General features: G+C 37.2%; 7 protein-coding genes, 1 rRNA gene, 1 pseudogene and 1 CRISPR repeat array. Of the genes and pseudogenes, 6 read left to right on the top strand and 3 right to left on the bottom strand.

The genetic code is table 11. The features are described 5' to 3' along the window. Nucleotides 1-466: 466 nt before the first annotated feature. Nucleotides 467-1,798 carry a PIN-like domain-containing protein gene (locus tag PAEAM_RS19385; RefSeq protein ID WP_100528632.1) on the bottom strand — a complete coding sequence of 444 codons (1,332 nt, stop codon included), beginning with the start codon at nt 1,796-1,798 and terminating at the stop codon, nt 467-469. 1,391 nt (nt 1,799-3,189) lie between these two features. On the opposite strand from PAEAM_RS19385, the gene PAEAM_RS19380 reads away from it, so the two are divergent. The 5 genes and pseudogenes from PAEAM_RS19380 to cas2 all read left to right on the top strand — a co-directional run bounded on the left by PAEAM_RS19380 (nt 3,190) and on the right by cas2 (nt 7,433). Continuing rightward, nucleotides 3,190-3,618, top strand: a complete 429-nt coding sequence (locus PAEAM_RS19380) for a hypothetical protein (RefSeq protein ID WP_133120463.1) — start codon at nt 3,190-3,192, stop codon at nt 3,616-3,618. Between the two features lie 478 nt (nt 3,619-4,096). Next, nucleotides 4,097-4,228, top strand: a complete 132-nt coding sequence (locus PAEAM_RS32545; protein WP_279303097.1) for a hypothetical protein — start codon at nt 4,097-4,099, stop codon at nt 4,226-4,228. A 156-nt stretch (nt 4,229-4,384) separates the two neighbouring features. Continuing rightward, nucleotides 4,385-4,525 (top strand): hypothetical protein, encoded by a 141-nt coding sequence (locus tag PAEAM_RS31865; protein ID WP_165789975.1) that lies wholly within the window; start codon nt 4,385-4,387, stop codon nt 4,523-4,525. Nucleotides 4,526-5,590: 1,065 nt separating this feature from the next. After that, nucleotides 5,591-6,412, top strand: a complete 822-nt coding sequence (locus PAEAM_RS19375; RefSeq protein WP_100528630.1) for a hypothetical protein — start codon at nt 5,591-5,593, stop codon at nt 6,410-6,412. A 731-nt stretch (nt 6,413-7,143) separates the two neighbouring features. Beyond that, nucleotides 7,144-7,433 (top strand): annotated as a pseudogene (gene cas2 / locus PAEAM_RS19370) (CRISPR-associated endonuclease Cas2). A gap of 182 nt (nt 7,434-7,615) precedes the next feature. Next, nucleotides 7,616-8,936: a CRISPR direct-repeat array (repeat unit 33 nt; unit sequence GTCGCACTCTGTATGGAGTGCGTGGATTGAAAT). Between the two features lie 1,677 nt (nt 8,937-10,613). Here the strand turns inward: cas2 and PAEAM_RS19365 are convergent. Next, entirely contained in the window at nt 10,614-12,482 is a 1,869-nt protein-coding gene (locus PAEAM_RS19365) for an ATP-dependent helicase (protein ID WP_223200062.1), read from the bottom strand. A gap of 33 nt (nt 12,483-12,515) precedes the next feature. Next, on the bottom strand, nt 12,516-14,252 hold the full coding sequence (locus PAEAM_RS19360) for an ATP-dependent nuclease (protein ID WP_100528628.1): 1,737 nt from the start codon (nt 14,250-14,252) through the stop codon (nt 12,516-12,518). Between the two features lie 801 nt (nt 14,253-15,053). On the opposite strand from PAEAM_RS19360, the gene PAEAM_RS19355 reads away from it, so the two are divergent. Next, nucleotides 15,054-15,440 (top strand): 16S ribosomal RNA (locus PAEAM_RS19355); the annotation flags it as partial.

Below are 15,440 nucleotides of genomic sequence, written 5' to 3'. Positions count from 1 at the left end.
CTTATCAACCGGGGGATACTCTGAAAGTTCGAAGCTGTGGATCACGAAGCAGCATTAATAGTTGTTGCTGAAATAGGTCTGGAATAGGTTGTTCATGGGGGAACGTTAATGCTTGATGGCGTTAAACTCACTGAGAAGAGGGAAGTTGGGGCTGAATGGTTTTAACAACTGCATAGCTGGCTGCCATCAAATCCAATGAACATGAACAATTCGGTACATTCGTTATTTGAATTTCTTTATGATCGACTTAACGCAGCTGCTGCAGGCACTCCTTCATCTTAAAAAATCTTCAAATAAATCGAAAAATGAATGCCGATCCGATAACCAGATCGGCAAATGTAAAAGGAAATTACTTTTTCGTAGCTCCTATTGAATGAAGGTAATCAACGGCCCGAAATTCCTAACAAAAAAGCTATTCACAATGATGAATGGCTGAAAGCTCAAAATATATTTGAGAGCTCCTTTGTTACAATGCTAGAATTGCTGTTTCTAATAGTTTAATAGCATGCTCAGCATAGTACAATCCCAGGTCATCACTAATATTATTATGTATTTCTTTTATTTCTTTCGATTTATTTAATTTATAAGGAAGACTGAACACCACGATAAGCATTTCTCCAGTATACTCAAGTTCAACTACTTCTGATTCGCGAGATAAATCTTTGAGAATCTTTCGGATCAAAATGGGGAATATGGCTTCCTTCTTTTCCGATTTAATAAATTCATCACTCACGTTAAAAAAGAGTTTGTAGAAGATATGCTGGCCCTTCTCAGTACTGTTATTTCTTGTTGGCCTCCCTTCAATTATTTCCAGCAGTCTATCTTGTTTTTTATTTTTGTTCAGAGCATCTTGAATAAGTTGATCATTCAACCGCAGTGTATTAATCTGCTTAATCGAATCCTCCTTTCTATAAACTGTTTCAATTTCCTCAATAATCTCACTTACAGTAGCACTGCTCTTAAACTCTAAAAACTTCCCTGACTGAACTATAAACTGTACTGAATTAAACGAATTGAATAACTTTCCTCCACTCAAATTATTAAATTCATTTATCAGGTAGGGATGAATTCCTTTTTTCTGACCATTCACTTCTAATATCCAATCTTCTTTTCGATCATCACTGATCAAAACAATTGATTTCACATCTTGATTTGTAGCATATTTTAAAATCTGTTTCCAAAAAATCAGATCGCCATAGGCTGCTTGGTACTTTAAACCATTATGAAAATAAGAGTGGTTTTTCTTACTGTCCATAAATCCAGGTGGGACTTTATTTTCGTACCGCTCATTACCTTCGGAAAAAATTTTATTTAGGTCATCTTGTGTAAATTCTTGTCCAACATTATCACCTATTAAATCATTAATTCTTTCTTTTATAGTAAGTAGATCAGGTTGTTCTTCCCTTTGGCTAGATAACTCTTTTTTTATTAAATCTCTACTTTGTTCCAATGACTCAACCATCTTGTGAGTGCTAATATTTGAATGTTTCAATTTTTTTAACTTTGAAATAAGTTTTTGAAGTTCATTTATATATTCTTTTTCCAGTGTCTCGTATTCGTTTTTTTGTTCATATAACACATTCTCTAAATTTCTATGGTACTCTAATGCTACTTGGTGTGGAATCCAAATCCTTTCTTTTATACTTTCAAGTATTTCTAACATTGCGTCCCTTGATTCTTTTGGATATCTAAAAAGGTTAAGAAGGGTATTAGCATCAAGTACAAAAGCGCAGTTCCCCCATAGATTTGTTTGTTCATCTTCAGTTAGCTTGTAATATCCAGGAAATTGTTTTCTCACCGTTATTGTCCTCTCCTTATGTATATTTACTTCTCTTGTTTCGACATAATTATTCTATAACCTTTATCACTATAATTATTGGCTTCTAAAATAAGGGATTCAATCAATACCTCTCAATAATTGAAACGATTGATAATTTATATTTATAAAAGAGAAGGCAGTGATGATTGTACTCATCAAATCAAGTGAAGAGATCCGCCTGCTGGGGGGATGCGCTCCAGCCAGGTGTTAAAGAAGTATTAGGCATGGTTACTGAGATTACAGTTAAATATCCGAATGATCCAGCATCAATTTGTAAGTACTCATCCTACCGGCTCTAAGTGGTTCTAACTTGAAACGAGTTGATATCAAGAGATATGTTCGAAGTATTAATTGGAAAGAGAGTTTGAAGCTTCTGATAAAAACAATGTCAACTGGAGTAATAAGAATGAAGAACAAATTTAGGCGAGAAGCAAAGTGGAGGTGGATATCCGACAGATTGAGTTTTGAAGTCTACAGGAGATAAAGAGTAGTTTTAGGTTCAAGAATGAGGTGCGAACCTCAAGCTCAAATGATTTCCTATGGGGATTCGCACCCCGAAATTTGACGAGAACGCCCATTTTGAGACCTTTTGGTAACATATAGGTTGAGTTTATATGTTGTTGTGGATAAAATGGAGAATAAGTATCGGAAATACGTGTTTAGATGTAATAAATATAAACTGATACGTCTTTTCTCGCTGTCGCACTCCGTATGGAGTGCGTGGGTTGAAATAATGATGTTTTTGCCGATATCGAATAGGTTGATGTCGCACTCCGTATGGAGTGCGTGGATTGAAATCTGATGGTGCTAAATTGTCGCGTCCACGACTAGGCGCACTCTGTATGGAGTGGCGTGGATAGAAATAATAAAAGTACGAACAATAGGACTTTTGAAGACCTGTCACACTCCAAATGGAGTGTGTGGATTAAAATCCGTATTTAGGAAAGTATCTTTAGTGAAATTTTGACGCCCTCCATATGAAGTGCATCAGGTTAATTACAAACGGTTTGCCGTTAGTTTTATAATTTTTGATCTACATCAGAATTGGAGCATCGTATGAATAGACAAGCACCTGTTTTTTCGCTGGAATACCTTCCGTTACTTATTCGACTTGAAATGTAAGGGAATGACACGTTTGCCCACATTTCTGGGTTCTTCACTTCATGGTGTGACAGGTTGGACGCTAACTCGAAATTCAGAATCGTATGCGTATGTCTTTGGGAATCGACGATAGGGTGGGGATGCACAGGATATCGTCAACCCTTATATCATTGAACCACCCCGGCCAAAGGCAGTTTATGATAAAAGGTGATGCGCTATGCTTCAAACTCATTTTGATCGGAGATGCGGTTCGTTAAGCCAAGGATATCGTGACGTGGTTGACTCAGGTACGGACATTTGGAATCGGAACCGAACGAAAGGCATTCCAATTAACAGACATTTTTCATGCAGATCAGTACAGATCCATCTGGAAACAGGGACAATTCGACATGAACGCAGCTACACCCGAAAATATTTCTGTCCATGCGCTGCAAGAACATGCTACATGGTGCGCCGTGCATATGGTGACTCCTGTTCGGATACGTCGAGGTGGGGCGCTGGTACAGACGATTGATTTTTCCGCGATCATTCGGGGCATTACGAAAAGAATTCAGTTGTTGATGAAGCGTTACGGAGGAAATATAAACACATATGTAGCGATGAAGGTATGTGAATTGGCAAATGAGATTAGCCTACGTCTTCCGGATTTATATCTGAATGAGATGCATCGATACTCCAGTCCAAGAAAAGAATCGTAGTAACAATGAGTCAAGCGGCGGCAGGGTTAACCGAAGAATAACTAATTTTATTCAACACTCCCTTGACAGGAACAGAATACTTTGATATAACTTTTCTTGCAAGAAGTGTTGTCTATATTCCCCGCCAACGGTGTTGGTTGTGGCGATTATCTGATGTTTATACGAAACCGCCGTTACCTTATGGTAATTGTGCTTGAAGGGCCTCCTTTTGGAGGCCCTTATTCTTTTTATTATAGAAATTATATAATGTAAACTTAGGGAATAAATTAGGTGATTTAAACATTGTTATAGTAAAAGAATACAACATGAAAATGTTGAATGAGGTTCAGTAGATATGGAACTTTCACATTGATAAATCAAATGATAGAGCGTTGATACTGACGCTTGGAAGTGATATTATCGGAGTAAGAGAAGTCTATATTTCATGTTTTCGGTTTAATTCTTCAAAAAGAACTTCTAAAAGAGGAGGTAACTCTTCATGACAGAATCCATAAAACCACAGAAGGTTGAATTACATTCACAGCATGAGATACTTACCTCAAATCGAGAAAAAAAGAGAAAATATGGTCAAAATATTTCAACATATAAGAAGAACGAACAAGCTGATTGATGACTCTACGTTAGTGAGTACACATTTTAGATAAGGTAACTTCAAAGATACTCGGTGATTATACCGAGTTTTTTTGAGTTCAATTTTTTAGGTTTAAAAGCAGGATAGAAAAGAAATGATGTTACTTGAAACTCGATATGTGGAGGCGAGTACATAATGAAAACAAATAAAATTTTACCGTTTCTGAAGAAACCTCAGAAGGTGCCTCATAATGATCAAGAGCAAATCTTTAGAGAGAACCGAGCAAGAAGAGAAAAAATGTTAAAGCAATTTGATCAAAGTAATAAAATATTTTAGATTAGTTTAGATGCCCTCTGAATGATGATTGCTAAGGTGGTGATTCATTGTCTTTCTCTCAATACTCCTCATATATAGGAACCTAGTTAAGCGCATATAGTATGCCTTACGAGGTTAATTCTTCTAAGCACAGGTGTTGTTCAATTGCTCTAATTCATGCTGTGTGGAAGGTTCAAACAAAAAAAGTGGAAGAAAAAAGATGTCGAGGTAAAAGAACTTGTACCGATTACCGGAATGGACAAGAACATAGTCTAATTTCCGATTAGATATATATCTAAACATATTTAAGGAATACACTTAAAAGCGCATAAATTGCATAATAAATTGTTCACTTGGTTATAGAACAAATGAAACGGTGAGAGGTTTAATACCAGCGGATAGGTATTAAAGCAGCGTAATATTGTACTGTAACTTGCGGTTGAGAACAAAAACTTGTACCCGTTTCCGAAATAGAAAATAACATGTACGCATTTCCGATTAGATAAATATCTAAGTGTGGGTAGTGAGTCTCTATTGAGCGACCAACAGGATAAAGCCTGGATTATGGACAAGAGAGCAGATCCAACGCTCGGAAGTAATTCCACTGGAACAGTAATCCCATTTGAAATGGATAAAACAATCTCGTCAATAACCACTGAACCGTATTGGATAACAACATACTCCTATTAAGAATAGGCGAATATCTAATCGTTATTTGCGCTAATTCATTAAGCTACACCAGCTAATCGCTTGTCTAGGGACCAGGATCCATCACCGATCCAATGGGAACATATCCATACTGGCAAATCACTGAGAATGATTTTGGATGAACAAGGACAAAAAATCGAGTATGAGGCAGCGGAAGAGTTGGAATAGAGTCCTAAGCTCTCAAATTACACGAAAAATGATAGGCAATTATCTGGCCGTTTTTTATCGTAATTATCGATTGGAATTAAAATCTATAATTAACATTAAGATTACACAATGAATACAATTATGCATATTTAATGTTATAAAATAGAAAATATAGTCATTTAGGGAGTGTTTCTCAACTAAACACTTGAAAGTCGAAGGGAGATTCTATCTGTGAAAAAATTAATTACAGCTGCATTATCCATCGCACTGTGCCTTGAAGTTGTTGTTCCTACGGTGATCCTTGCAGCTCCAAATGCATTAGAAGCTAGCGTAAGTCAACTTTCACAAGAAAAACAAGACTTTATTTTCTTAGAAGGAAAGCCGGGAGACGCATATCTTGTATATACGTACGAAAGTAATGGAGATACGTATAAAGTTGAAGAAAGAGCTAATAAGGATTTTACTGAGGTTAATAGTACAATATATGTGAAGAACGCTGAAGGGGAATTTGTTGAGCATGCAATTCAAACTGCTATTATCGATACCCAAAATTCTCTTTTCCAAGTTACTACTAATGAGAATGGAGTAATTGAAACAGAAACACAAAATTTTGGTGTCGATACAACCGATCTCTCAACTATCCCAAATATTCCTGTGCGTCCTGATAGAGGCGATTTGATAACCCCTTTTGATAGCTATATGGGAGGTGCAGTATCTGCCTGGTACTATGGTTCCTGGACGAATGGTAGCAGCAAAATAGAAAGATATACTGTCACTGCCGTGACAGCATTACTTATTGGGCTAGCAACCGCTGCAAATCCTTCCGCTGCAGTGGCGACATCAGTTATAGGTACTATGGCTCTTACCATTGTTCAAGATCAATATCCACTTGTATATTATAAACGGCGGTATGCAGAAAAAAAATCCTTGGTCGCTACAACTGTCATTGTCGGATCTAAATGGGATACTATTTTTTATAGTGATTCATCCCGTACGAATGAATTAAATCGTACAACCGCAACAAAATTTTTGAACGGGTATGTGGCGGATTAAAATGAATTTAAAAATTTTCCTTCAAAACTTCTTAGGATTCTTCATACTCTGCAGCTTAGTATTTATTGGATTCAATATGTTAATACGACATAAATCGTGGGATGAAATCGATCATATGTTAAACTTATTCAGCGCAATTATCATTAGCTTAGTAGTAGGTCTTTCAAAGGCAAGGAAGTAACTTTCTCTACGTAATCTCTCTAAATGACTATAAAACTCGTGACTTCACTCATTTATTATGCGCCTTCGGCGCTTTTTTATTTTATATGTGGGCTGTATGTATGGATACTTCAGTACTCGTATGCCACCTCTACTAGTGATATGTTAAAATGGAAGGACATGCAATACCAAAGAAATTCCACAATGAACATATCCTCACTCTAAGTGGCTTATTTTATAAACCAAGGATAAACAAATTATTTAATCGCTTGCAGACATAACTTGAAGTCATTAGATGGTTCCGTAAACAGCGAATAGATTAATGAACACTTTTGATAAAAATACTGCTGCATTTATGTCCTTTAAAGAATACAAAATGATAATCAATCGATATGTGTGGAATAAGGAAATAAACGGTAATTGGGGTAGGCCTTCCTTTATCTATTGGGGCTTCCCGGGATTTCAAGTGGCTAAAAACAACTTCCGTAATTAGCTGCTCCTATTCAGCCATTATTATTTGCCAGATATATACGCGGGGGACATCGATGAGTATGTGGAAGTAGGTGCAATGATTGCTTATTTTGATTAAGTACGATGTAAACACGATAGATAGTGAGGGCAGAAGACGGCTATCTAAAGTGGCAAAGAAGTGTGTAGATCACGGACAACGTGTACAGAATTCCGTATTTGAATGTATATGGACGTTACCCAGTTTAGACGATTAAGATTTGAACTGGAAGAATTGATTGATAAGGATTCAGATAGTCTTCGATTCTATAACTTAGGTGATAAGTACAAAAGTAAAGTCCAACAGGTTGGAGCCAAAGATTCTTATGATATCGATGATCTATTAATACTCTAGCAGGTGCGAATGCCAAGCTCACATAGTTTCCCTGGGGGATTCGCACCACGAAATATGTCGAAAAGGTCTTTTTTGTGACCTTTTGGCAATGATTTTATGTCATAAGAGTTTTAAAGTAGTAGAAATATCGAAAATACGTTAATAGCTATCCTTGAAAACTAGTTTTTACGTCACTTTTCGCTGTCGCACTCTGTATGGAGTGCGTGGATTGAAATCCTGATAATAGGGTGATGCAGGATTTACGTAATTGTCGCACTCTGTATGGAGTGCGTGGATTGAAATATCGGATTGGAGTCCTCTGGTAACTCTTCGTTCAAGTCGCACTCTGTATGGAGTGCGTGGATTGAAATCAAATCGAATTTAATATCACCGCTGTTATATTCATGTCGCACTCTGTATGGAGTGCGTGGATTGAAATATACATTTGCAGGTGCTTTAATCTATTTTGCTCAGGTCGCACTCTGTATGGAGTGCGTGGATTGAAATCGGATCGGGGAGCTCAACCAGGAAGACAGGAAGTAGTCGCACTCTGTATGGAGTGCGTGGATTGAAATATTTTTGGAGATAGTCTTTTCTTATTTGCACCGGTCGCACTCTGTATGGAGTGCGTGGATTGAAATGATCCCCGGTACAGGCTGGATATGTACGTTAACGAAGTCGCACTCTGTATGGAGTGCGTGGATTGAAATCATCACTGACATTGATATCCGATTGGCTGATAGGGTCGCACTCTGTATGGAGTGCGTGGATTGAAATACCAATACCTAAGTCAGCCGAAAACAATTTAATAAGGTCGCACTCTGTATGGAGTGCGTGGATTGAAATTACCAGTTGGAATACTGGTTGCAGGGTCAACTCACGTCGCACTCTGTATGGAGTGCGTGGATTGAAATAGCATTTGTGGTGCTAACGGAAACGGTTGGGTCGGTCGCACTCTGTATGGAGTGCGTGGATTGAAATCTCTGTATCAAAGTCCACTCGCTTGCCTGTAATCGTCGCACTCTGTATGGAGTGCGTGGATTGAAATCTCTGTATCAAAGTCCACTCGCTTGCCTGTAATCGTCGCACTCTGTATGGAGTGCGTGGATTGAAATAGATTGTAGAATCTGTCTCCAATATAGGCTCTGAAGTCGCACTCTGTATGGAGTGCGTGGATTGAAATATCTTCGATAAGGTATATTTTCGATATCACATCAAAGTCGCACTCTGTATGGAGTGCGTGGATTGAAATGATCTGTCCGGTGATCCCGACTATGGTGAGGGTGGGTCGCACTCTGTATGGAGTGCGTGGATTGAAATAGCTTCGGTAGATCCGGTTGACTGCTGCACTGCCACGTCGCACTCTGTATGGAGTGCGTGGATTGAAATTCTTCCAGCAGATCATTGACCGCCTCCACCACATTGTCGCACTCTGTATGGAGTGCGTGGATTGAAATCTGGTACTACGATTGTATGTCTTCGCAAATGATGGTCGCACTCTGTATGGAGTGCGTGGATTGAAATATTTGTCAGGACTCCTTTTATAATATTCTCATACGTCGCACTCTGTATGAGTGCGTGGATTGAAATCTTTATTGTGGGTGCCGGCATACCGCTGTATACACTGTCGCACTCTGTATGGAGTGCGTGGATTGAATTGGTACAGGATAAACAGTGGCATCCTCTAAGGCAAGTCTCACTCCGTATTTTATAGATAAGTGGCCAATTCGAAAAAAAGTTGTCTAACAAATTCATTCTTTTGGTGACTTATAGAAAAAGAAAGTGATTTGAATACGTTCATGATTGAGCTAATAACCCGGAAATGCCATTCTAATAATCCGGTCACTGGAGACATTTTGAGTAACATGCATCATGTTAAATCTGAATAGTTCCTCTGTCCATCGTTTGAAACAATAAGCCCTAGTAGCACACCTACCACGTCCTGGCTTTCATATGATTCGTAATATGACTTAGCTAGAGAAACCTTAGAGTTGAGAATGTCTGTTGTATGTTTAATATATTGATAGTGGATGAAGCATGAATCCAGATGGACCGAAATAATTGAATTAGATGAACAAACCAAGCACTTGCGGATAATGCGTGGCACATGCTACGTAATTGGACCACGGTTCCAGGTACACATAAAGAAGGGACGTTTAATGGTTTATCTTTGTTCACTTGGCTTCAAATTGATAAGAAATTTGTTTAGAATCAGGGCATGTGGAGGAAGTAAGGTCAGATTACGTGATTTATATTTGATACTGACCATAATATGTACCACCCAATTAAACTAACGGTTAAGAAATCAGGAACAGTCTGCCATCTTGGCAACTGTTCTTTTTAATCCATTAAGTTATTGATAGTTCTTTTTACTTAATGTATTGTGGTTGAATCGACCCGGTACACCTTCCCGTCCGAGAAAGTTTACAACGATAATTGTCAAGCTGATCGAGTAAAGGAAAGTTAAAATACTGAAAAGACGTCAATATCATTTGTGTAATAGAGATGACACGTCTTTTTTGATGTCGCACTCTGTATGAGTGCGTGGATTGAAATATCTCAGGTAGTTCCTCAGATCCAATAGAAATTGGGACGCACTCCGTATGGAGTGCCTAAATTGAAATATCTGTTATGTCTAAGAATTTAATGAGCGGGTTATGTCGTACTCCGTTTGGTTAATTGAATGTGTAGGTGAAACAAGGCAAGCCAATGAATGGCTGTCTGTGGCCATGAAAACTAAGGGTTTAATTACGATTTTAATTAATACGAATTACACGATTATAAAAAATGATATTTAACAACGCCTACCACAAGGGATTGGCTTACCTTTTTCGCTTATTTCAGTTGCTTTCTTTAAGGAGTCAACACTCCGATATGATTTCCTAAGTTATGTAATGGTCTTTGAGATAGTAGTTCCTTAATTTATTCCGGCATAACCATTCTTTCTAACATTTAAGATTGGTAGGCACCCTTAGTTATCAAGAATGGATATTGGTTTTCCAGAATTTTACTCGAACCTGCTTCTCATTAACGATTCCTATGTCGAACGTAAAAAAGCGTCGGGGAAAATCTCCGGCGCTTTTAGCGTTGGTACGGACCTTGGTTTTAACCTAAAGGAAATAATATTAGTTCAAAAGGGTGTGTTCAATGCACCATTTTGAGAACAAAATCCCTGAATTTTTAAACACGCACATTTACCATCTATAATAATTTCATCTCTTTAAGGAAACGGGAAGGTTGTCTATACCTAGCACCCATTTTTAATGAACTTGACTTGATATAAGATAGATACAAAAGTTTTTTAGCACGACTTATGGCTACATATAATACTCGTCTGTCTTCTTCTACTGTAAGTTCGTTCATCGGGAAGACTCCTTCATTTATTCCGAGTACATGCACGACATCAAACTCTAGACCTTGTGAAGAGTGCGCAGTCAGTAACCTAACACCACCGGAACCGGTTGTTCTTGATAAGGAGGTGAATTTGTTCTTAAACGAAATCAAACTGTATTCATTGGTATCCCGAATATACGTATTCCAATTATCTCGCCACATTTTTAGATCACTCATAAACACGTTTGTTTCCTCTACACTTGCAACAGGTTTTTCAGACATGAAGTACTTTTCTAAAACGAGTATTGCATCTGAAAAATTCATATCAGGTCCCCATAAATATGACCATGCATCTAATAATGCTTTATAGTTCTTTTTCCATTCCTTGCCGACTAATGAATCGAAATGTTTAAGTAAAGCAATTCCGTTTTCAGTGCTGTTGTAATTGATCGTATTTTTATTTTCCACCCCAATTAAACTTTGAAAGAGGTCAAGATAATACCTATCATTGTGATTAATCAAGAGTCTAAAACCAGATTCAAATACTTGCATAATAGTTGATTCGCTCTCTAATATACCAAATGTTTTGTTGATAAAGGGTATATTATCTTCTGAGAATTGCTTTTCGATTCTTCGAAGAGATGAACGGTTTCTTGCAATTACAGCAATTTTGTCCCAATGTATCTTCTCATTTATTTCAGAAGGTTCTTGTCTCACCAATTTTGAAATATTATCTGCAATCCATATTGCTTCTTTCTCCTCATTTTCTAGTTCTTTAATAATCACCGAGCCATTTTTTAAAGAGCTGGATGAAAAACTTGATTTTGAAATTAACTTATCTGCAAGAGATGCAATCTCGGATGAGGAACGGAAATTATTTTTTAGTATAACAACAGTCGGGTCATAATAGGTTTCGAATTGTTCCATAAAAGAGGTACTAGCACCTGTAAAAGAATATATGGCTTGGTTTTTATCACCAACGAGCATAATATTACTGTTATGTTTAGGATATAATGTTTGCAAAAATTGGTAAGATGCATAAGTTAAGTCCTGTGCTTCAAATATATAAGCAAATTTAAAAATTCTTTGGTAAATCTGATTTATAGAAGGCTTTTCATTAATGATTCTATATGCAAGTAAAATGAGATCATCAAAGTCCATTAACGACCGAGCCTTTAAATACAGATCATATTCATAATAAATAGAGTCGTAAAATCTTGTATCATCATCAATGTGTTCATCATAGGGGAGAGGAAGTTTCAGCTCTCTTTTTTGACGACTGATATAATATAAGATCTCTCTTACCACATTTACGCTATTTGTTTGACTTAAATTTTGAGAAGGTGAATTTGTATTTGAACGGGTGACGAGTATTTCTTTAAGAATATTCTCTGATTCTGAACTATCTATCAAAACGATTTCTTTAGTTTTAAGACCTAAAATATCCCCGCGAGTTTCAACAATATCTCTTGCAAATTGATGTATAGTTCCGACAAAAAATCTTTCTAAAATATCTTTATCATCACTTTGAAATTCTTTTAATATTCTCTCTTTGAACTGTTTAGCCAATAAACGATTGTAAGTTAAAATAAGAATTTTGTAATTTCCTTTAACATTCTTAAGTATATGTTCGAGCCTCTTTATTGAGGTTGTTTGTATTCCGGTTTGAGGTCCTGCATTAACTAATATGGGACCATGAATATGTTCTATTACCTTTTGATGATCCCCAGAGATCATATAATCCAAAATGAATCACCTACCATTTTATAATTATGTTTTGATTTGTAGAAATAATTGTCTGATTTTCTCTGGAATTTTTAGCTCTGAGTCTGCTCTCGTGACAATTGTTTCAGCAAGTACAGAAGCATATTTAGTTTTTCCACTTTGTAGTTTTGTCAAAACATCTTCATCAGAGTATTCCTTTTCTTGCAATACTGCCTTATGCTGCTCATTTACTGCGTCGTACTCAATAATAGCACTAATCGCTTCTTCACGATAATGAGCTAATATATATTGTTCATAGTTTTGATGATTCGCAAAATAAATGACTCTAGGATCTTGAAGGTTAGTATCAACGAGTAAGAGAGCCTCATTAAGTTGATCTAAAACGTCTTTTTCACCATCAGAGAAAATAAGCCAATCAATATTTAATCCTTGTGCAACATGGAGAAAAGGAAGGTACTTCCTTCCTTTTCCTCCCACCCCAATAATATTAATTCCAAGTTCAAATGGGTTACAACCGAAATGAGCCTCAAAAAAAATAGGTAATGCTTGTTCTTCTGTTTCTCCTTCACAAAGAATAATACATTTTGAGAAGAGTAATTCACCGCGACTGTTCATTACTTCTCTATTTATTTTTCGAATATCATCCCTACGCATAGAAGTCATATTAATTTCAGAAACCGCTGTTTGTGAATCATGCTTGCTAAAATGCCTAATTGATTCTAATGGTGCAAAGCTAGCAATGTAGGGTGAATGAGTACTGATTATTTTCTGACCATTAAATGATGCCATTTGTTTTAAAATGTTTCTCTGTGCCTGAGGATGTAAGTGTGATTCAGGCTCCTCCAGTGCTAAGATACTCCAAAAAGGTAAGTTCTTTTCTTGGTTAACTGCCTCAATCCATGAAGCATAACTACGAAAAGCGAGTAAAGTTGCCCAGCTCCTTGTTCCCATGCCATGATATTCAAGTGGAAAGCTATCATCACCTGGCTCACTAAAGAGAACGTCAATACCTCGATATATATCTCTGATCTTTCTTACTATAGGTGTTATTTCAACGCCATTGTGTTCTCCCGATGAAAACAGATTTAGCTCTTTTAGATTCTGCTGTAAATGTGCCAAAATGGTACTGTTGCTAACAATCTCTGTGTTTAATCTTAGAAGATCAGCTTCGATGCGTTCCAATTGATCTTCATTTAGATTAATGTCGGAAATTAGTTTACCCCAAAAGGAATGAGGATTTCGCATTTCTCTATGGATATCTCTCTGTGCGTCTAGATACAACAAAGGTAGTTTTTCCATGATACTTAAAGGAATTTTATCTAAAACAGTTGATGTCCACCATTCGTCAGGATTCTCGTTCCAATCGGATAGAAAATGTTGTTCCAATGAGAAGTCTCTTTTTAATTCATCAAATTTGATTGTAGTTCTAATAGCAACGTATTCTGAATCATTTTGATCCGTTCGTATCGCGTTTGCTCCCCAGTGACTCGACCATGTTTCATCAAAAAATTGAACTCTCTTTGAGTCTTGCCCTGTGGGTGTAATTAAAGTATCTATAGTAGAACTCTGTTCAGTCGCTATCAGTTTATCTACAGTGGCATGAAAGTCTTCTTTACGAATAAGTTTGCGATCTAACCCGAATACAAGCTCTAATGCTTTTAAAAATGATGTTTTACCTGAATTATTCGTCCCGACTAGTATCGTGAGAGGGGACAATTTAACTTTTATATCTTTCAGCGCTCTAAAATCTTTTATTCTGACTTCGTGCAAGATTATACTCATTGTTCCCTCCAGTAGTATCGTTTAAACTAGATAAGCATATGATATTCGACACATTCTTAAATACACCTGTAAGCATGGATAAGTGATATTACTATTATTCTATTTTTACTTGTTGAGAGAGTCAGCACTAATTTATGTATTAGTATTAAACATTCACTCTTGTTTAAGATAGATTATATCGTTATGGAAGCTCTTGGAGATGATGAAAGGAATTAATGTCTGGATCGGTAAGAACGGAACAAGAGAAATACAACAATGAAACTAGGGGATTTAATAGGATTTAATAGGATTTACTAAGTAGTAGCTAATACTTATTGTAATCTCAACAATGTTCGTAGATTATCATTAACAAAAATAGATATACACGTTACACGCATAGGGGCTGCCTGGAGGAATGGATTTTGATATTTCGTACGTATGAGTTTTATAACTCAACAAGGGAGCTAAAAGAAACGAATATACATACTTGGAGCCGGAAGTATGGTTAATAAGCAATCTGATAATTTACATCATATAAATTAGGGTTAAGCCTGGTGCATTAAATCTTCTGCCGTAAAGAGCTGATAAAAAAATAAAAAGACTTTACAAACAAATCCTAAACATGATATATTATTTATCCGGCCAAGAAATGGTCGACAAAACAAGTTTGATCTTTGAAAACTGAACAACGAGTGAGTAAACATTCTGCTTGCAGAATGAACGCAAAAGTTTGAGACAAGCCTTGGCTTGGATCGACTGGAGCACAAATGAGATTTTTAATCTCGTCAGATTCAAAATGAGCTTATCGCTCTTTTCAATACTTTATTGGAGAGTTTGATCCTGGCTCAGGACGAACGCTGGCGGCATGCCTAATACATGCAAGTCGAGCGGACTTGAAGAGAAGCTTGCTTCTCGGATGGTTAGCGGCGGACGGGTGAGTAACACGTAGGCAACCTGCCCTCAAGTTTGGGACAACTACCGGAAACGGTAGCTAATACCGAATAGTTGTTTTCTTCGCCTGAAGGAAACTGGAAAGACGGAGTAATCTGTCACTTGAGGATGGGCCTGCGGCGCATTAGCTAGTTGGTGGGGTAACGGCTCACCAAGGCGACGATGCGTAGCCGACCTGAGAGGGTGATCGGCCACACTGGGACTGAGACACGGCCCAGACTCCTACGGGAGGCAGCAGTAGGGAATCTTCCGCAATGG

Source organism: Paenibacillus sp. GM1FR, from assembly GCF_002803315.1.
Classification (GTDB): domain Bacteria; phylum Bacillota; class Bacilli; order Paenibacillales; family Paenibacillaceae; genus Paenibacillus; species Paenibacillus amylolyticus.
This window is presented reverse-complemented; position numbering and strand designations above follow the sequence as displayed.